The organism is Sorangium sp. So ce327, from assembly GCF_051530205.1.
GTDB lineage: Bacteria > Myxococcota_A > Polyangia > Polyangiales > Polyangiaceae > Sorangium > Sorangium cellulosum_B.
In genome coordinates, this window is sequence record NZ_CP150330.1 from 6008487 (window position 1) to 6026864 (window position 18378).

The 18378-nt window shown below is 71.1% G+C and carries 13 protein-coding genes; 7 read left to right on the forward strand and 6 right to left on the reverse strand.

The annotated features are described in order from the left end of the window. Positions 1-16: 16 nt before the first annotated feature. Positions 17-1237 carry a sulfotransferase family protein gene (locus WME95_RS22525; protein WP_437911009.1) on the reverse strand — a complete coding sequence of 407 codons (1221 nt, stop codon included), beginning with the start codon at positions 1235-1237 and terminating at the stop codon, positions 17-19. 181 nt (positions 1238-1418) lie between these two features. Between WME95_RS22525 and WME95_RS22530 the strand changes: the two genes are divergently transcribed. Continuing rightward, entirely contained in the window at positions 1419-2048 is a 630-nt protein-coding gene (locus WME95_RS22530; RefSeq protein ID WP_437554615.1) for a class I SAM-dependent methyltransferase, read from the forward strand. Between the two features lie 66 nt (positions 2049-2114). On the opposite strand, the gene WME95_RS22535 is transcribed toward WME95_RS22530, so the two are convergent. Next, positions 2115-3332 (reverse strand): MFS transporter, encoded by a 1218-nt coding sequence (locus WME95_RS22535; RefSeq protein ID WP_437910504.1) that lies wholly within the window; start codon positions 3330-3332, stop codon positions 2115-2117. A 190-nt stretch (positions 3333-3522) separates the two neighbouring features. Between WME95_RS22535 and WME95_RS22540 the strand changes: the two genes are divergently transcribed. Beyond that, a complete protein-coding gene (locus WME95_RS22540) occupies positions 3523-4323 on the forward strand; it encodes a DeoR/GlpR family DNA-binding transcription regulator (protein WP_437554619.1) in 801 nt (266 codons plus the stop codon). 88 nt (positions 4324-4411) lie between these two features. Here WME95_RS22540 and WME95_RS22545 read toward each other — a convergent pair whose 3' ends face one another. Both WME95_RS22545 and WME95_RS22550 read right to left on the reverse strand, forming a co-directional pair. After that, on the reverse strand, positions 4412-5368 hold the full coding sequence (locus WME95_RS22545; protein ID WP_437910505.1) for a glycoside hydrolase family 11 protein: 957 nt from the start codon (positions 5366-5368) through the stop codon (positions 4412-4414). Between the two features lie 299 nt (positions 5369-5667). Next, positions 5668-7344: a cellulose binding domain-containing protein gene (locus WME95_RS22550; protein WP_437910506.1), complete on the reverse strand. Its 1677-nt coding sequence runs from the start codon at positions 7342-7344 to the stop codon at positions 5668-5670. A 462-nt stretch (positions 7345-7806) separates the two neighbouring features. On the opposite strand from WME95_RS22550, the gene WME95_RS22555 reads away from it, so the two are divergent. Further along, on the forward strand, positions 7807-9204 hold the full coding sequence (locus tag WME95_RS22555; RefSeq protein ID WP_437554624.1) for a sigma 54-interacting transcriptional regulator: 1398 nt from the start codon (positions 7807-7809) through the stop codon (positions 9202-9204). Between the two features lie 478 nt (positions 9205-9682). Next, entirely contained in the window at positions 9683-11086 is a 1404-nt protein-coding gene (locus WME95_RS22560) for a glycosyl hydrolase family 18 protein (RefSeq protein ID WP_437910507.1), read from the forward strand. 83 nt (positions 11087-11169) lie between these two features. On the opposite strand, the gene WME95_RS22565 is transcribed toward WME95_RS22560, so the two are convergent. Continuing rightward, the gene (locus WME95_RS22565; protein ID WP_437910508.1) at positions 11170-11970 is read right to left on the reverse strand and encodes a hypothetical protein; all 801 of its coding nucleotides are present in this window, start codon (positions 11968-11970) and stop codon (positions 11170-11172) included. A gap of 270 nt (positions 11971-12240) precedes the next feature. On the opposite strand from WME95_RS22565, the gene WME95_RS22570 reads away from it, so the two are divergent. Together WME95_RS22570 and WME95_RS22575 are read left to right on the forward strand one after the other, a co-directional pair. After that, positions 12241-13656 carry a protein kinase domain-containing protein gene (locus WME95_RS22570; RefSeq protein ID WP_437910509.1) on the forward strand — a complete coding sequence of 472 codons (1416 nt, stop codon included), beginning with the start codon at positions 12241-12243 and terminating at the stop codon, positions 13654-13656. A gap of 68 nt (positions 13657-13724) precedes the next feature. Beyond that, on the forward strand, positions 13725-14735 hold the full coding sequence (locus tag WME95_RS22575; RefSeq protein WP_437910510.1) for a hypothetical protein: 1011 nt from the start codon (positions 13725-13727) through the stop codon (positions 14733-14735). Between the two features lie 274 nt (positions 14736-15009). Here WME95_RS22575 and WME95_RS22580 read toward each other — a convergent pair whose 3' ends face one another. Then, a complete protein-coding gene (locus WME95_RS22580) occupies positions 15010-15654 on the reverse strand; it encodes a cadmium resistance transporter (RefSeq protein ID WP_437910511.1) in 645 nt (214 codons plus the stop codon). Positions 15655-15845: 191 nt separating this feature from the next. Between WME95_RS22580 and WME95_RS22585 the strand changes: the two genes are divergently transcribed. After that, on the forward strand, positions 15846-18308 hold the full coding sequence (locus WME95_RS22585) for a heavy metal translocating P-type ATPase (RefSeq protein WP_437910512.1): 2463 nt from the start codon (positions 15846-15848) through the stop codon (positions 18306-18308). Positions 18309-18378 lie beyond the last annotated feature (70 nt).

Here is an 18378-nt window from a genome sequence, read left to right on the forward strand (position 1 = left end):
GCTCCCGCTCTCCGGCTCAGCTCCGCCCTCGCTTCCCCGCGGCGAGCTCGCCGAACCGCTCCCGGTAGCCGCCGAACCGGTCCAGCACCTCCCGCTCGGTGAGCCCGAAGTCGTCGAGGGCGTAGCGATGGACCCCGCGGCGGTGCTGCGGGTGCTCGCGCATCCACGCCTCGATCCGCGCGGCGACAGCGCCGTCGAACCCGAGGCCGAAGCGCTCGTGGATGCGCCGCACCAGCCCGGCGGGATCCTCGGTCAGCTCCTCGTAGCTCGCGTCGAAGAACCGCGCCGGGTCGAGCCGCGCGCGGGCCTCGAGGAAGCGGTCCATCATGGCGCCGAGCAGCTCGAGGGCCCCCGGGCCGACAGCGCGCGGCTCGACCCGCCGCTGGTGCATCGCGCGCGCGGCCGCGGCGAGGCTGCAGAACGACGGGACGACCCGGAGCGGATCGCGGTGCGTCATCACGATGCACGCGTCCGGATACACCTGCAGGAGCGCGGTGATCGCCGGCAGGTGGAAGGGAGACTTGAGCACCCAGCGCCCCTCGGGGCGCCCCCATTGCAAGACCTGCAGCTGGCGGCGGTGATGCTGGTAGTCCGGGACGAGGTCCTGCGCGAGCGCCCACCTCCGGTACGACGGCGTCTCGGCGCGGACACAGGGGAGAAGGGTGTTCTGCATCAGGAACACGCACTCTTCCGGGCCGTCCGCCGAGAGCTCGTGGATGGTGGCAAAGATCGGACAGACGGCGTGCGCGAAGCGGACGCGGCGCCTCGCCGCCGCGCGCCGGGGGTCGCGGGCCTCGTCCTCGGGATGGACCGGCGGCGACGGCGCCTGGAGCCGCCAGAAGCGCGGCGCGTGCGCGTCCGGGTGCAGGATCATCAGGTTGTGCAGCAGCGTCGTGCCGGTCCGCGGATAGCCGACGATGAAGACCGGGCGCGGCGTGCGCTGCTCGGTGATCCGCGGCTCGCGCCGCACGTCCTCCCGCAGCAGCAGGCGATTCGCGATCTGCCGCTCGATCTCGTCGCCGAAGCCGAGCCTCCCGAGCAGGGCCAGATCGGCCTCGTCCTCGAGCGAGGCGGAGAGGACCCGCAGCCCCTCCCAGAACCAGCCCTCGCCGGGATCGGTCAGGCCCGTGTGCCGCCGGGCGCGCTCGAACAGGACATCGACGTCCAGGGGAGCGAGCGCGCGCAGGGCCGAGCGCCCCATCCGCGCCCCCACCGCGTTGAGCGCGCGAAACGGCATCGACACGCGGTACGGATGAGGGGTCGATCGGGTGGGTCCGTGCATGCGCCGCCCTCAGGGTAGGCGCGCGCGGCACGGAGGGATAGCGCCGAACGGGCGGGCGCACGCGGGCCACGCGGCGGCTGCACCACGAGCGCATCCGATCCTTTTCGGCCGGGCGCTCCGGGCCCACACTGCCGCCATGCACGACGACAGCGCCCCCCGGCACTCCGCGCTCACCGAGAAAACGCTGGCTCACTACGACGATCACGCCCTGTCGTTCTGGGAGGGCACGCGCGATCACGACGTCTCGCAGAACCGCGCCGCGCTGCTCGCGGCCCTGGAGGGGGCAGGCCCGTTCACGATCCTCGATCTCGGCTGCGGCCCCGGGCGCGATCTCGCGGCGTTCCGGGCCGCGGGGCACAACCCGGTCGGCCTCGACGGGTCCGCGCGGTTCGTCGAAATGGCGCGGCGGCACGCGGGCTGCGAGGTGCTCCACCAGGACTTCCTGCGCCTCGACCTCGAGGCCGGGCGCTTCGACGGGATCTTCGCCAACGCGTCGCTGTTCCACGTGCCGAGCAAGGAGCTGCCGCGCGTGCTCCGCGAGCTCCACGCCGCGCTCCGCCCGCGCGGCGTCCTCTTCAGCTCGAACCCGCGCGGCGACGATCGGGAGGGGTGGTCGGGCGACCGGTACGGCTGTTATTGGTCGCTCGAGCGGTGGCGAGAGCACGTGACCGCCGCCGGGTTCGAGGAGATCGAGCACTACTATCGACCGGCGGGCCGGCCGCGCGAGCAGCAACCGTGGCTGGCGACGGTGTGGCGCAAGCGCTGAACCGCCGGCGAGAGCAGCTTGCAATCCATCGCCCCGAAGCGGGCGGAGACCCGCCGGTACCCGCGGTCAGTGCGCCCTGATCACCTGCGGGCGCGCGGGCGTGCGGGCGGTGGAGGCGCGGGGCGCGGGCCCGCGGATGACCGCCGGGCCCAGCGCGACGATCACGAGGGCCAGCGCCACGACGAGGGCGAGGCCGCCGCGCAAGGTGAGGCGGTCGGAGACAAGGCCGATGGCCGGAGGGCCGACGAGAAAGCCGCCGTACGACAGGGTGGCGAGCGTCGCCAGCGCCTTGCCGGGCGCGACGCCGGGGGCGCTCGCCCCGGCGCGGAAGACCAGCGGCACCACGACGGACAGTCCGGCGCCCACGCACCCGAACCCCAGCAGCATGGCGATGGGGGCGTTGGCGAGCAGCGCCGCGCCGAGCCCGCCCGCGACGACGACCCCGGCCGCGCGCACGACCCGATCGGCGCCGAAGCGCTGCGTCAGCCCGTCCCCGGAGAACCGCCCGAGGAGCATCGCCAGCGAGAACGCGGCGTAGCCGGTCGCCGCGAAGGCCGCGGTGGTGTGGAGCTCGTCGCGGAGGTAGACGGCCGACCAGTTGGCCATCGCGCCCTCACCCACGGACGAGCAGAAGGCAACGAGACCGAGCAGGAGGAGCCCTGTCGAGCGTGCGGCCCCGGGGCCGGCCGCGGTCGCGGGCTCGGGGCGCGCGTCGGCCGAGAGCGCCCCGCCCTCGCGCGCGACGGCCGCGGCGATGACGGCGGCGACGGCGGCGAGGTGCGCCGCGGGCGACAGCGCCCGGTCGGCCGCGAGCGCGCCAAGGGCCGCCCCGATCAGCCCGCCGAGGCTGAACATGCCGTGGACCGAGGCGAGGATGGGCCGACCGGAGCGCCGCTCGACCTCGACGGCCTGCGCGTTCATCGCGACGTCCATGAGGCCGTTGCACACGCCGAGCAGCAGGAGGGCCGCGACGAGCGCGGCGAAGGAAGGGGCGAGCGCGGGCAGGGGCAGCGCCGCGCACAGGAGCAGGGCCGAGACCCGGGTGATGCGCCGGCTCCCGAAGCGGGCGACGAGCGGCCCGGCGGCGCGGAAGGCGAGCATCGCGCCGCAGGCGAGGCCGAGGAGGGCGAGGCCGAGCAGGCCGTCGCGCAGCCCGAGCCGCTCGCGGACCGCAGGGACACGCGCGGCCCAGGACGCGAAGGCGATGCCGTTCGCCACGAACATGATCGAGACGGCGCGGCGAGCGCGCGCGACGTCGTCGACGAGCGAGAGGGAGGCGCCCATCACAGCACCCCCCGCGCAGGACCAGGCGAGCCGCTGGCGCACAGCCGCGGCCCGGGGAAGGCCGTCCAGAGGACGGCGGTCAAAGTTGGAGGCTCCCCGGAAGGTTCGTGCATTTTCGTGAACATCAGGGAAAGATCTTGGGGCCGGTTCGGACCGGAGCAAGCAACTTCGTGCACAAACAGGAACAACCGTGCAAAACAACGCAGACACCTCCGGCCTGATGGTGGCCGAGCGGCGCCAGCATATTCTCGCGGTACTGGAACGTGACGGGAAGGTGGTGGCGGCAGAGCTGAGCCGTGCCTTCGGGGTCTCGGAGGACACGATCCGGCGCGATCTGCGCGAGATGGCGAACGAGGGGCTCTTGCAGCGGGTTCACGGCGGCGGCCTGCCGGTCTCGCGGGTGAACCCGAGCTTCCCTGCGCGCGAGCGGGAGCGGCCGAAGGCCAAGGAGGAGCTCGCGCGGGCCGCGGCGACCTTGATCAAGCGGGGTCAGGTCGTGTTCATCGACAGCGGGACGACCAACGTGGCCGTGGCGCGCCACCTCCCGCGCGATCTCGAGGCGACGGTCGTGACCAACAGCCCTCCTGTCGCCATCGCGCTCTCGGAGCACCCGCGGGTGGAGGTGGTCCTGCTGGGCGGGCGCGTGCGCAAGGACCCGCTGGCCGCCGCCGACGGGGTGACCATCGCGGGGGTGCGCCAGATCCGGGCGGACCTCTGCTACCTGGGGGTGTGCACGCTCGATCCCACGTTCGGCGTCACCACGCTGGATCTCGACGAGTCGTACGTGAAGCGGGCGATGGTGGAGGCCTCGGCCGAGGTCGTCGCGCTGGTGACCGCGGACAAGCTGGGCACCGTGTCGCCGTACGTGGTCGCGCCGCTGAGCGAGCTCACGTGGCTCTTCACCGAGCGCGGCGTGTCGAAGGAGGCGCTCGCGCCCTACCGGGCTGCCGGCGTCACCGTCACGCAGGACCTCGAGGCCGAGCCCGCCTGAACCAGCCGGTCAGAGAGCCTGCCACGACGTCCAGGAGGCGCAGGCTCGCGCTGGCCATGCCGATCTCGAGGTGCCTGGACGCCCTCGCTCATTTCACGACGACCTTCGCCGTCGTGAACTTGACTGTCCCGCTGTTGTTCTGGGACTCGACCAGCAGCTTGACCTCGTGCAGGTTCCCCAGGGGAAGGCCGAGCGCTTCCCACTTGGTGAAGTGTTCGGAAACGGAGATGGTGCCGCACGTGCGAGCCGTCCGCCGGATGCTGAAATACTGATCGAACGTCTCGCTATTCCCCGTGATGGCCGGCTTGTTCACGCGGGTCTTCTTCCACACGTCGTAGGTCTCGCCATCGGCGGTGAGCGTGCCAACCTCGTCGCGCGGCGTCCCGTCGGAAGAAAACCCTGCCGGCTTCACGCTCCCCCAGTCGTCGAGGATGTAGAACTCGCGCAGCGGGTTGACCGTCCAGCCGTAGATACCGATGTACGTCAAGCCGCCGTTCTCCTCCGTCTTGGTATGCGCGAACTCCGCCGAGAAGGTGCCGATCTGGGCGTGCTTCCGGGTCTGGTTGAAGTCGAGCCCGACGCGCGCCAGGAAATCCTCGACGTTGTTCCATTTTGCGCTGAACGCGGCGTCGACGCCGTGCACGGTCATGCAGCCCGTCCCGCTTCCCTCCGCCCAGAGCTCATAACCGTAACCATTGCCCGCATTGCCTTTGCTGTTCGAGCAATACTCCCTGCCTCCGGTCAGGGGGGTCGCCGGCGGGCAGGTGTTCGCGCCGCTGCCCGTGGACCCGCCCTCGCCGGTGGACCCGCCGCCGCCGTCGCCGGGGGAGCCACCTCCACCCGTCGCTCCGCCCGCACCAGGGAGCCCGCTGCTGCTGCTGCTGCTCGCGCCGCCGCTCCCCGTGACGCCTCCGGAAGTAGCGCCCGCGCCCCCGGCGCCCGGTTGACCACCGCCTCCGCTCCCGCTGGTGGATCCTGCGATCGATCCGCCGCTCCCGTCGTCTTCCTTCCCCTCCCCGGAGCCGGAACAGCCCGTGAAAGCCACGGCAGCGAGGCAAGCGGCAAAAGTACCCAGCGACCAACGCGACGGAGCGAGAACCTTCATGGTTGGAGCATGCCAGGGGATGCACAGGATGATCAAGGGAGGCGAACCGCTGGAAGGGCAGCTCGTCGTCGGGTCGCCGCATCGGGCAGAAGTTTCCAGACCCGCGCGAACATCCCGTGCCATGCGCTGCTCGACGCGGGAGGGCTGAAGGTCGACGGCGTGCCCTCCACGAAGCATCCATCGTGGCGCGGTGATATGTCGCACGCCGAGGTCTGTGTCCGAAGAGAGTGCTCTCCGCTCTAAGGCACCGTGTCTCGTCGGGAAATCGACGAAGAGCGGAAGTTGGCTATCTTCGCGTCGACCTCGGCGGACGACAGGATCGCGTCCTCGGCGAAGTACACCCAGTCGACATCCTCGTGGTACGTCCGCGAGCTGCCCTTTGCCGCATCGAGCTCATCGTACCAGAGGTTGAAAAAGATGAATTGATCCACCTCTGGAGCGTACATGGAGCCGTGCGTCGCGCGATGCACCCCATCGATGGTATAGCTGATGGACGTGCTGGTAACCTGGAGAACGAGCGTGTGAAAGCCGTTGAAGTTCGCGGAGACCAAGCTCGAGAGGTTCACGTCCGACGTCTCCCACGACGTCAGCCACATCGTGCTCGTGTTGTCCTGGCCCCAACCGCCGTTGGGCATGTACTCGAAATCCTGCTCCGAGTAGTCCGGGTCGCCGACGGCCCACTCGGTCAAGGTGAAGAAGGTCTCGACGGGCTTGTCGGCGTAAAAACGCGCGCCGGACAGGGGGGTGTCGTTGAACTTGACCCTGGCAGCGTAGGTGCCGAAGCGGAACTTCTGGGCACGGGTGATCACCTCGGCCTGCGAGGTGGTCGCTCCGGTGCCGCTCGTGCTCGCCTCGAGGCGCATCAGCTTGTTCGTGGAGCTCTGCGGGTCAGCGACCAGCGAAACGTTGGATTCCAGCCACGCCGCGTCGCTCACCCCTGGCGCCCCCGACCAGCTCCGCAGCGACCACCAGCTCTTGAAGTTGGCGTCGCTGGTCCCGTTGTAGCTGAAGTCGTCGAAGAACTCGGCCGTGACCGCGCTGCCGGCCCGGGTCGTCGCGCTCGCCTCATTGGATGCGGCAGACGCGCCGCCCGCATTCAGGGCCGTGACTTTGTAATAGTAGGTGGTCGACGCGGCCAGGCCGGTGCTGTCATAGCCGGTAGAGGTCACGCCGCTGGCGATCTGGTTTCCCGTGCCAGGCGTGAAACCCGACGTGGTCGATCGGTAGACGTCATAGCTCGTCGCACCGCTGCTCGCCGCCCAGCTCAGGGAGATCGCGCTCGCGCTCGACGCCGTGGCCGTCAGGGAGATCGGCGCCGGAGGCGGCGACACGCTGCCGCTCGGCGGCGTACCGCTCCGCAGGCCGCCCGTGGGCGCGGAGCCGGCGTCGTGCACGGTGATACGGCCAAAGTTGGAGAAGGCCGTCTGGTTTCCATACGAGTAATCGTCGGTCTCGGCAACGTTCGTGTCGAACTCGATCCCGAGGTCGATCGGCTGGATCGTCGCCCCCGCAGCCAAGCTCCCGGCGGCGCTGGTGAAGCCGATCTGCACGTAACGATCGGCGCCTGTATAGGACACCGTCCCGGTCGTCAGCGTGATTCGGCTGCAGTCCGAGCTCCACCACCAGCACGCCGGGGTCACCGTCGTCGCGCCGTTCTTCGTGAACCAGTAGCGCAGGACGATGCTGCTCAGCGGTATCGGGGCAGCGGTGTTGTTGCGGATTGTTATCCCGGCCTCGATGATGGTGTCGTTCGGCGCGGCGGCGTCATAGTTGCGGTACTGAACGGTAAAGTCGCTCGTCCCGGCGGAACTACCGCTCGAGTGACCGCAAGTCGAGAGCGCGACGAAGATGCCCAAGCACGCGAGGCGGAGGGCACGAGCCCGCAAGAAATCGGCCATCCCTTCGAGGAGCGTCACACGTGTGCGCCGGCCAGTCCGTCTCATCTGCTCGACAGCATGTAGATATCTCGAGTTCATGATTGTCAATCGTGCTCCTTTCACGCCCGCATCGCGCGACATCGCCGAGCCGCGGTCGACTCCGAGCCTCGCGTCGAGCGGCGCCCGCTGTGGTCGTCGATCCGAGACTGCACCTGCGGAGGACTCCTGCCGCCGCGCTCCTGCGCTCCGTGGAGCGTGCGGATCGTCTCGCGGGCCGATCCGCCGGCCCGGTCTGGGCGCGACGGCCGCCTTCAAGGACGTTCAAGCACGGTGCGTGCCAGCGCTGAGCAGCCCCGAATCGGGCTTCGAAGCGACAGGCTCAACGGAGCATTGCCGGGAGTGCGTACGAGGGCGATCCCGGCGATCCTTCGGATCCCGGCGATCCTTGGGGTGCGATGGGCCTCGCGTGACGTCGGCGCGGAGGCCTGCTGAGATGGCAGCATGCCTCCGCTGAGCGACGACGATGCCGCCTCCACCGAACTCCTGCCCGGGCCGGTGCGCCCCGCCGCGGCCGCGGCCGAGAGCTTCGCCCTCTCCGTCATGGCGGGCCCGGACGAGGGCCGACGGTTCACGGTGGCGCCGGGCCTGCCCTCGCGCGTCCTCGCCGGCACGAGCCCCGCCTGCGACATCTCCCTCACCGATCGGCTCGTTTCGCGCCGCCACGCCGCCTTCGAGCTCGCGGGCGCCCGGCTCCGCGTCACCGACCTCGGATCGACGAACGGCACCTTCGTCCAGGGGATCCGCGTCGGCGACGCGTACCTCCAGGGCAGCGAGCTCGTCCGGATCGGCGAGACCGTGCTCCGCGTCGAGGCGCTCGGCGTCATGCAGGCGGCCGAGCTGTCGCCCGCCGTGCAGTTCGGCAGGCTCCTCGGCGCCAGCGAGGAGATGCGGCGGCTCTATCCGCTGTGCGAGCGCATCGCGGCCTCGAGCGTCCCCGTCGTCATCGAGGGCGAGACGGGGACCGGCAAGGAGGTGCTCGCGGAGGCGCTCCACGAGCAGGGGCCGCGGGCGGCCGGGCCGTTCGTGGTCTTCGACTGCACCGCGGTGCCGCCGACGCTCGTGGAGTCGGCGCTCTTCGGGCACGAGCGCGGCGCCTTCACCGGCGCGAACGAGGCACGCCGCGGCGTCTTCGAGGAGGCGCACGGCGGCACCCTGCTGCTCGACGAGATCGGCGATCTCGACCTCAGCCTGCAGGCCAAGCTGCTGCGCGCGATCCAGCGGTCGGAGGTGCAGCGCGTCGGCTCGAACCGCTGGATCCGCGTGGACATCCGGGTGCTCGCGGCGACGCGGCGCGATCTCGAGCGGGAGATCCAGGCGGGTCGGTTCCGGGACGATCTGTTCTTCCGGCTCGCGGTGGCCCGGATCGAGCTGCCGCCGCTGCGCAAGCGGCGGGGCGACGTCACGGTGCTCGCGCACCACTTCTTTCGGCAGCTCGCGGGCCGGGGCGCGCTCTTCCCGCAGGGGTTCGGCGAGCGGCTGGAAGACTACGACTGGCCGGGCAACGTGCGCGAGCTCTACAACGCCGTGGCGCGGCGCGTGGCGCTCGGAGACGCCGCGCCGATCGAGATCACCCGGGCCGGACTGGCCTCCCCGGGCGCGCCGGCGCCGCCCTCCACGCGCGGCGGCGCAGAGCCCGGGACATCCGGCGACATCGTCGAGGAGATCCTCGCGCTGAACCTGCCCCTGCCGCGCGCGCGGGAGCGGATCGTCGATCACTTCGAGCGGCGCTATGTGCAGCGCGTCCTCGCGCAGCACGGGGGCAACGTCAGCAACGCGGCGGCCGCGTCGGGCATCGCGCGGCGGTACTTCCAGATCCTGCGCGCCCGGCGCTCCACCTGACGCCCGCGGCGCCGGCGCGCGGGACGAGAGGCGCGCGACAGGCCGCGGGCTAGCTCCAGGCGCCCGAGAGCGCCGGATCGCCGGGGGCGATCCAGGAGTTCCCACGCTCGCGATCGAGGCGATCGCGGTGCGATCTCCCCGATCGCCCACGCGCGCCCCCGGCTCGCCGGGCGCGATCGCCGCGCTTCGGCTCCAGGAAGAGGTCAGCGACGGGCTGCCCCGACGCCGCGCGCCCATCGTCGGGGCCATGATCACGACTGGTACATCGCTTGCTCTTCCCTGAAGCAGCAGCGCAGTTGCATCGGGCCACGACGACCCGGCCGCGCTCGGTACCACGATGTCCCCATCAACGGGTGGTGATCGAGGTCGAGCCCAGCGGCGCGTCACGGCCCAGCGGCGCCGGATCGCAGCATGGCAATGCTGCGTTCGGCGAGACCACCATCGGCGATCGTTCATCTCTCGTCGAAGAAAGGCCACCATGTCTCTCCATCTTTCCAAGATTGCTCCCAAGCTTTCACTTCTCCTCGTCGCCTTCACCGCGAGCGGGCTCGGATGCCTTGCTTCCAGCTCGCCGGAGGAGCTCGAGGTGGATCAGAACGAATCCGCCGCGTGCGCAGACTTTCCGGAGTGGCAGAAGGATCAGCCGTATGCCGCGGGGGACATCGTGAATTACGAGGGGTCGGCCTACATCGCCAAGTACGACAATCCCGGCTACATCCCGACCGTCAGCACGTACTTCTGGGAGCCGTACTCCGGCTGCAGCGACAGCTCCGAGCCCACCGAGGGCTCCAGCTCCGAGCCCACCGAGGGCTCCAGCTCCGAGCCCACCGAGGGCTCCAGCTCCGAGCCCACCGAGGGCTCCAGCTCCGAGCCCACCGAGGGCTCGTGCAGCTATCCGCAATGGCAAAAGGATCAGCCGTATGTCGCGGGGGACATCGTGAATTACGAGGGGTCGGCCTACATCGCCAAGTACGACAATCCCGGCTACATCCCGACCGTCAGCACGTACTTCTGGGAGCCGTACTCCTGCGGCGGCAGCCCCGGCGACGACGGCAGGCCCCGCACGGCCCGTGGGCTCCCCGCAAAGGTCGTCGCTGGCTACTACCCCAACTGGACGGACGCGCCCGTCCGCATCCGGGACATCAACAGCAACTACAACGTGATCTATCTCTTTGCCGCGAAGCCCTTCGGAGGATCGCCCGGCACCACGGGCGCCGTCTACTGGGAGCCGCCGGGTGATGGCAAGGGAGCAGCGACGAACCTGAAGGACGACATCGAGTACGCACGGACGACCCAGGATCGCAGGATCATCCTCACCGTCGGCGGCGAAAAAAATGGTATGAGCTTCCCGACGCGCGCGAAGTCGGAGAAGTTCGTCAATAGCGTGATCGGGATCTACGACAGCCTGGGTGGGTTCGACGGCCTCGACTGGAACACCTTCGAGGCCGATCAGGCCCCCGACACCTCCGAGATGATCTGGATCAGCCAGGAGCTGAAGCGGCGCATCCCCGGCTTCGTCATCACCGCGCCTCCGGCCCCCTGGAACAGCCGCGACAAGACGTTTTGCAAGGAGATGGTGGACGCCGGCGCCATGGACTACGCGGCCCCGCAGTACTACGATGGCCCCGACCTCGCCGAGCAGTCTTACATCGTGAACAGCGTGAACGAGTGGGTCTCGCTGCTCGGTCCGACGCACGTCGTCGTGGGGTTCGGGCTCGCGGACCGGCAATACTACATGTCGATCGACGAGGCGATCCCCACGTGGAATCAAGTCGAGAGCAACCACCCGGCGCTCCGCGGCGTGTTCGACTGGGAGATCCACGTCGACGAGAGCAAGGGGTGGCAGTTCGCCAACGGCGTGGGACCGCTCGTCACGGACTGAAGCGGGATCGCGTGGAGCGCGCGGCGATTCCGCCCGCCGATCGCGGACAGCGCGCGCTCCCCTCGATCGAAGGAGATCTGCGCCTATCGGTAGAAGGCGACATCGTCGATCCAGATGTCGAACGCCTGCTCCTTGTCGAAGAAGAACTCGATGGCCCAGAGCCGCTCCAGGGCGGGCGCCAGCAGCTGTTTACCGTAGGGCTCCTGCTTGAGGCACTCCACCGGGATCTTGAAGTGCTTCCAGTCGCTCTCCAGAAAGACGGGCTTGTGAAAGTGATTGTTGCATCCGTCCTCGGCCTCGTTGCAGATGCCCCCCAGGTGATAGGTCTGCTGATCGATGAACATCACCTTCATTTTCCTGGTGGAGGCCTCCTCGGCGCGGGCCCAGAACGTGAGGCCACGGTACTCGGACGCGTCGTAGTAGGCCTCGTCGTCCAGATGGAAGCCGACGCCGGCTCCCCAGAGGATGAAGCCGTCATCGGCGCTCGTGTGCACGGCCCTGGCGCTGGCGCCGCGCGGAGGGTCGAGGGTGCTCACGAGGTCCGCGGGGTTCGCAGGATCCTGCCTTCCTTCCGGTGACTCGTCGTTGTCCTCGAACCAGAACCCTGCCCAAGGGTTCGCCCCGTTCCCTCCGGAGATCCGGGTATCTCCGTCTTCCATGTCGTCGATCATCGACAGGGCGAGGGTCTCCCCGGGCAGCACCGCGAGGATCTCGCATGGATCCCCCGCACCGCCGCCACTCCCGGCCGCTGAGCCCGCTGCGCCACCGCCTCCGGAGCTCTGGTCCTCGGGCTCGTAGATCTTGTCGAAGCCGAAGAGCTGCGCGCATCCGAGCCCGAGCAGCGCCATGGCACATCCGCCGGCGCACCGAACGAAAGCCAGCATCGTCTTCATTTTCATGTGAAATTTCGAGATGTTTTGGTCGCGGAGGATATCAGGGTGGCCGCCGAAATGGAATGATGCCCCCATCGAGTCATTCGGCTGTAACCGATCAGTCAGCGAGCGACCACCGGCCATTCCGCCGCGCGATGGCGCAGACCGACGGAGCGTGCCCTAGATCTTTACTGGAACACTGAAAAATACGCTTCGATCCGTCAGTTCCTGAGTGCAGGCGTCGCGTACGCTGGTGTATAAGTTCGCCTGCTGGTGGAACCCATGTCGCTGAGTCTGGACGACGGGATGCTGTTTGCTGGCAGGTACCGCGTGGTGCGCGGAATCGCCAGCGGCGCGATGGGCGCGGTCTACGAGGTTCTGCACATCGAGACGGAGCGCCGGCGGGCGCTCAAAGTGATGCACTCGCACCTCGCCGGCAACCCCGATTTCCAGGCCCGGTTCAAGCTGGAGGCGCGCGTCGCCGCGCGCATCGAGAGCGACCACATCGTGGAGGTGTTCGACGCCGGGATCGACGCCGAGACCGGCAAGCCGTTCCTCGTGATGGAGCTGCTCCGCGGCACGCTGCTCGACGAGCGCCTCCGCCACGCCGGGCGCCTGCCGCCGGAAGAGGCCGTCACCTTCCTGCGCCAGACCGCCATCGCCCTCGACAAGACACACGCCGCCGGGGTCGTCCACCGCGACCTCAAGCCTGCCAACCTCTTCCTGGCCGAGACCGACGACGGGGCGCCCCGGATCAAGGTGCTCGACTTCGGCATTGCCAAGCTCGTCGTCGAGACGGCGGCGGACTCGGCGGCGACCGCGGTCCTCGGCACGCCGCTCTACATGGCGCCCGAGCAATTCAGCGGCGAGTCGGTCTCGCGGGCTGCCGACATCTTCGCCCTCGGCATGATCGCGTACACGCTCCTCGTCGGCAAGGCGTACTGGTTGAACGACAGGCGGAAGTACGACAGTGCGCTCGCTTTCGCGACCCTCGCCGTGAACGGCCCGCAGGAGCTCGCGTCCACGCGCGCGGACGCCGAGGGGGTGAAGCTGCCTCCGGCCTTCGACGCGTGGTTCGCCAAGGTGACGGCCCGCGCCCCCGAGGCGCGCTTCGCCACCGCTTCGGCCGCGATCGAGGCGCTCGCCGAGGTCTTCGACCTGCCCGCCGCGCCGGTGCGATCATCGCGCCTGCTCCCCGCGGAGACGCCGAGTGGACATGCACCCCTGAGCTCCCGCTCCTTGTCGCTGCAGAGCGACGTCCAGCTCCCGACCGCGGCCGTGGTGACCGCGCTGCCCCCCACGAAGCAACGGAGCCGAGCCGCGATCACCGTCGCGGCGCTCGTCCTCCTCGGCGGCGGCGCCTTCGCCTTCGCCTCACTGAGCCGCGGCGCGCTCACCGCCGGCAGGAGCGCGGAGCCCGCGCAGACCGCGGGGGACGCGCGCTCGCCCGCCTCCGCGCCCCCTGAAGTCCATCCGACGCCGCCTCTCCCCGACGCCTCGGCGACAGCCACGGCGCCGGACGTCGCGACGCCCGCTCCCGAGGCCTCCGTGCCGCTGGGCAAGGGCAGCCGCGCGCTCGCCCCCGCGACGGGGGCAGCGAGCGCGCCGCCGCCGCCAGCGCTCGGCTCACGGCGCAGGCTCGCGCCAGCCCGGTCGGCCGCGGAGCCGAGCCCTGAGCTGCTGTACAAGCCGGACTGAGCACGATGGCAGGGCGGACACTCCTTTGCCAGGAGCGAGCGGGAACGATGGTATTTGGCGGCTCACGCATGCGCTTCTCCTGGTTCCGGTCCACCTGCCTTGGCGTGCTGGGCGTCGCCGTCGCCGCGCCGGCCAGCGCGCAGGCGCTCGCCGTCGCGGAGTCCCACTTCGACCGCGGGCGCGCCGACATGCTGGCTGGCCGGTACGAGACCGGCTGCCCTGCCCTCGCCGAAAGCCAGCGTCTCGATCCGCGCCCGGGGCGGCTATTCACGCTCGCCGAGTGCGAGGCCAAATGGGGGCGTATCGCGACCGCGGTCGCTCGCTACAACGACTATCTCGCGATGGTCGATCGCATGAGTGAGGCCGAGCGGGACAAGCAGTCGGCGCGACGCAAGATCGCGCTCGGGCAGCGCAGCGCGCTCGCGCCGCTCGTGCCGCAGCTCACGCTGTCGCTGCCTCCGGGCGCGCCGGCGGGGACGCGCGTGCAGTGCGACGGCATGACGCTGGAGCAACCCTCGCTCGGCGTCGCGCTCCCCGTCGATCCCGGAGAGCACGTCGTGACGACGCAGGCGCCGGGAGGGCCCGCGACCGAGACGCGATTCACGATCGACCGGTCGGAGTCGAAGGCGATCGTGCTCGAGGTGAAGCCCCCGGCGGGCGCCAAGCCGCCGCCCGCCAAACCGCCGGCGCCGGCGCCAGCGCCGGTGCCGGCTCAGGGGCCCAGCGGCCTGCGGGTGGTCACCTATGTGACGGGCGGGCTCGGCGTGGCCGGGCTGATCGTCGGATCGGTGACCGGGTGGATGGCGCTCGACGCGAGCGGCGTCGCGGCCGACAACTGCAGGGACGTGAGCCCCGACCGGGCGCGATGCAAGCCCGACGGGCTCGACGCTGGCAACCGCGCGAAGCAGCTTGGGCTGGTGAGCACGGTCGGCTTCGGCGCCGGCGTGGCGCTCGCCGGCGCGTCGGCGCTGCTCTTCCTGCTGGAGCCATCCCCGCGCCGCCAGCCGGCGCCTGAGGTGAGCTGGGAGCTGACGGCGGGCCAGGCCGGAGGCGGCGTCGTGGTGCGTGGCCGCTGGTGACGCGGCTCGCGCGCGCCGCCGCGGGCCCATGAGCCGGCGCAACGGTTCGGCCCCGTGGAGCAGTCCTGCCAGGGATCTGTCTCGCGAACCAAGAGAGATTTGACGCAAAGACGCCAAGAGCGCAAAGGCGCAAACCTGCACAAAGTTTGTTCGTTCTTGCGCCTTTGCACCTTTGTGCCTTTGCGTTGAATTCTCTCTCTGGATCCCCGGCCGGACTCCGCGTGGGTGGAACTGGCGCCTCTCACCAAGGTGAGCTCACGGCGCCCCTGGGGCGCTACCCCGCACGGACAAGCACGAGGGCGTCGGACAGGATCCACAGCCCGAGGCCGATCAAGACGAACGGCAGCGCCGCACGGCCGGAACGCCGGATGCGCGTGCCCAGGATCGGGTGGTTGACAAGGCGATGCCCGAGCGCGCACCAGGCGCCGGTCATGACCGCGAACACGGCCGCATGAAGCGGGATGTGCGCAGGGGAGCTGGAGAACAGCGGGATATAAACGCCGAGGTTGTCCCCGCCGTTCGCGACGGTCACGCTCGCCACGGCGATCACCTTGAAGCGTGACGCGCTGCCATGGGGCTCGCGCGCGCTCTCCGCTGCGTCTGCTTCGTCCGCTCCGCTCGCCACGCCTGCTTCCCTGGCCCTGGAGCCCCGCCAGAGCGCCCAGAGGCCTCTCAGGCCGAGCGCCAGGGGAGCCAGGCCGAGCAGGCCGATCCATCCGTCCGGCACGCGGACCGCGAGCAGCGCACACGCGACGCTCGCGATCACGAGCGCCGCGTTGCCGAGGAACTGGCCGGCCACCACCTGAGCGGGGGTAAAGCCTGGATCCGCGAAGAAGGCCGAGAGAAGGAGGATGTCATCGATGTTCGTGGACACGAACACGACCACGCTCACCCCGAGAATCGGAAGGATCTGCTCCATGGCGCGCCCGCGGACGTACCACCCCCCGCGGCTCGCGTCTGCTCGGGGGGCGCCGGCGCCGCGGGCGCCGCTCCGAACCGGCCGACGCCGGAGCTCACCCGGGCCTGCCGGGGTAGACCGTAATCACCGGAGCGACGGCGCGTCTGCACAGGCGACAGGAGACGAGCCGCGAGCTCGTGTAAGGAGAAGCCATGGCGACGATTCCCCAGCCCGTGCAGCCGACCAGCGCGAAGGCCGCGCCCGCCGCGCAGGGCGCCCGGACGGAGCTTCCGGTGCAGGGCATGACCTGCGCGGCGTGCGTGCGCCGCGTCGAGAAGGCGCTGCGCGCGGCGCCCGGCGTCCAGGATGCGGCCGTGAACCTGGTGACCCGGCGCGCGACGATCACCTACGACGCGCAGGCGACAACGCCGGCCGCGCTCGCCAGCGCCATCGTGGAGGCGGGGTACGAGGTGCCCGAGGTGCCCCCGGCGGCCAGCGTCCCTGAAGCCGCGCCGATCACCGGCCTTCCTGCAGCCCTGCAGGCCGACGGCGTCCCCGCAAGCCCGCCGAGCACCGGCGCCCGCGCGGACTCCACGGCGCCCGAGCGCCCGGCGGCGAGGGCGGACGCCCCACCGCAGCGCCCGCAGCCGAGCGCGGCCGAGCGCGCCGCCGCCATGGACGCGGCCGAACAGAAGGAGCAGCGGACGCTCCGGCGCGACGTCGCGATCGCCGCGCTGCTCACCGCGCCGCTGCTCGCCGTGGCCATGTCCCACGGCGCGATCCCGGCGCTCGAAGGCGCCTCCGCGCGCTGGCTCTCGCTCGCGCTCGCGACGATCGTGGTCTTCGGGCCGGGGCGCCGGTTCTTTCGCCTCGCCTGGAGCGCGCTCCGGCACCGCGCCGCGGACATGAACACCCTCGTGAGCCTCGGGACCGGCGCCGCCTGGCTCTACTCGACCGCCGCGGTCGCGGCCCCCGGCCTCTTCCCGCACGCCGAGCACGGCCACGCGCCGCCCGTCTACTTCGAGGCCGCGGCCGCGATCGTCACCTTCGTGCTGCTCGGCAAGCTCCTCGAGACGCGCGCGCGGAAGCGGCTCGCCGACGCGGTGCGCGGGCTCGTGGCGCTCCAGCCGAAGACCGCGCGGCGCGTCCGCGGCGACGCCGAGGACGAGGTGCCCGCCTCGTCGCTCGCCCCGGGCGACCTCGTGCGGGTGCGGCCCGGCGAGCGCATCGCGACCGACGGCGAGGTGGTCGACGGCGCGTCCGCGGTCGACGAGGCGATGCTCACCGGCGAGAGCATGCCCGTCGACAAGACGGCGGGCTCGGCCGTGCTCGGCGGGACGCTCAACCAGAGCGGCGCCCTCGTCTTCCGCGTCACGAAGACCGGCGCGGACACGGCGCTCGCGCGCATCGTCGAGGCCGTCGAGCAGGCGCAGGGGTCCCGCGCGCCGATCGCGCGCCTCGCCGACGTGGTGAGCGGCGTCTTCGTGCCCGTCGTCCTCGGCGTCGCGTCGCTCGCCTTTGCCGCGTGGATCGCGATCGACCCGACCGCCGCGGGGCTCGCCACGGCGGTCGAGCGGTTCGTCGCCGTGCTCGTGATCGCCTGCCCGTGCGCGCTCGGGCTGGCCACGCCGGCCGCCGTGGCCGTCGGGACAGGGCGCGGCGCGGAGCTCGGCGTCCTCGTCAAGGGCGGCGCGGCGCTCGAGGCGGCGAGCCGCGTCGACACGGTGCTGCTCGACAAGACCGGGACCCTGACCTCGGGTCGGCCCGAGCTCACGGACGTCGTGGACCTCGCGGGCGACGGCGAGGCGGCGCTCCTCGGCCTCGTGGCGGCCGCCGAGCGCGAGAGCGAGCACCCGGTCGCGCGGGCGATCGTCGAGGGCGCCCGCGGCCGCGGGGTCGGCATGGCGCCGGCCTCGGCGTTCCGCGCGGAGATCGGCCATGGCATCGAGGCGCGCGTCTCGGGGCGCCTCGTCCGCATCGGGACCACGGCGTGGCTCCAGCGGGCGGGCGTCGACCCGGCCGCGCTGGAGGCCGAGGCCGATCGCCTGGCCGCGCTGGGCCGCACGCCGTCGTTCGTGGCCGTCGACGGGCGGCTCGCGGGCCTCGTGGCGGTCGCCGATCGGCCCACCGAGGAGGCGCGCCGCGCCGTCGCGGCCATGGCCGAGCTCGGCGTCGAGGTGGCGATGGTGACCGGCGATCGGGCGGGCGCCGCGCGCGCCGTCGCCGACGAGCTCGGCATCCGCGCCGTGTTCGCGGAGGTGAGGCCCGAGGACAAGGCGAGGATCGTCCGCGAGCAGCGGGCCGCCGGCCGCAGGGTGGCCATGGTCGGCGACGGCATCAACGACGCGCCCGCGCTCGCCGGCGCGGACGTGGGGATCGCCGTGGGCACCGGCACGGACATCGCCGTCGCGTCCGCGGACGTGGCGCTGATGCGCGGCGGGATCGCGGGCCTGCCCGTGGCGCTCGGGCTCGCCCGCGCCACCCTGCGGACGATCCGGCAGAACCTGTTCTGGGCGTTCATCTACAACGTGATCGGCATCCCGATCGCGGCGGGCCTGCTCTACCCGTTCACCGGATGGCTCCTGTCGCCCGTCCTCGCGAGCGCGGCGATGTCGCTGTCGAGCGTGTCGGTGCTCACCAACTCCCTCCGGCTACGCGCGTTCGGTCGGCCGTAGACCGGCACACACGGGCGCGCTGGCGGACACAGCAAAAGCGGCGCGTTCCTGTCGCCTTTGCAGCCCGACG

Bases quoted from the DNA above. Each gene is read 5' to 3' on its own strand.
- WME95_RS22525 (WP_437911009.1), bottom strand. From the start codon at position 1,237: ATGCCGTTTCGCGCGCTCAACGCGGTGGGGGCGCGGATGGGGCGCTCG.
- WME95_RS22530 (WP_437554615.1), top strand. From the start codon at position 1,419: ATGCACGACGACAGCGCCCCCCGGCACTCCGCGCTCACCGAGAAAACG.
- WME95_RS22535 (WP_437910504.1), bottom strand. From the start codon at position 3,332: ATGGGCGCCTCCCTCTCGCTCGTCGACGACGTCGCGCGCGCTCGCCGC.
- WME95_RS22555 (WP_437554624.1), top strand. From the start codon at position 7,807: ATGCCTCCGCTGAGCGACGACGATGCCGCCTCCACCGAACTCCTGCCC.
- WME95_RS22560 (WP_437910507.1), top strand. From the start codon at position 9,683: ATGTCTCTCCATCTTTCCAAGATTGCTCCCAAGCTTTCACTTCTCCTC.
- WME95_RS22565 (WP_437910508.1), bottom strand. From the start codon at position 11,970: ATGCTGGCTTTCGTTCGGTGCGCCGGCGGATGTGCCATGGCGCTGCTC.
- WME95_RS22570 (WP_437910509.1), top strand. From the start codon at position 12,241: ATGTCGCTGAGTCTGGACGACGGGATGCTGTTTGCTGGCAGGTACCGC.
- WME95_RS22575 (WP_437910510.1), top strand. From the start codon at position 13,725: ATGCGCTTCTCCTGGTTCCGGTCCACCTGCCTTGGCGTGCTGGGCGTC.
- WME95_RS22580 (WP_437910511.1), bottom strand. From the start codon at position 15,654: ATGGAGCAGATCCTTCCGATTCTCGGGGTGAGCGTGGTCGTGTTCGTG.
- WME95_RS22585 (WP_437910512.1), top strand. From the start codon at position 15,846: ATGGCGACGATTCCCCAGCCCGTGCAGCCGACCAGCGCGAAGGCCGCG.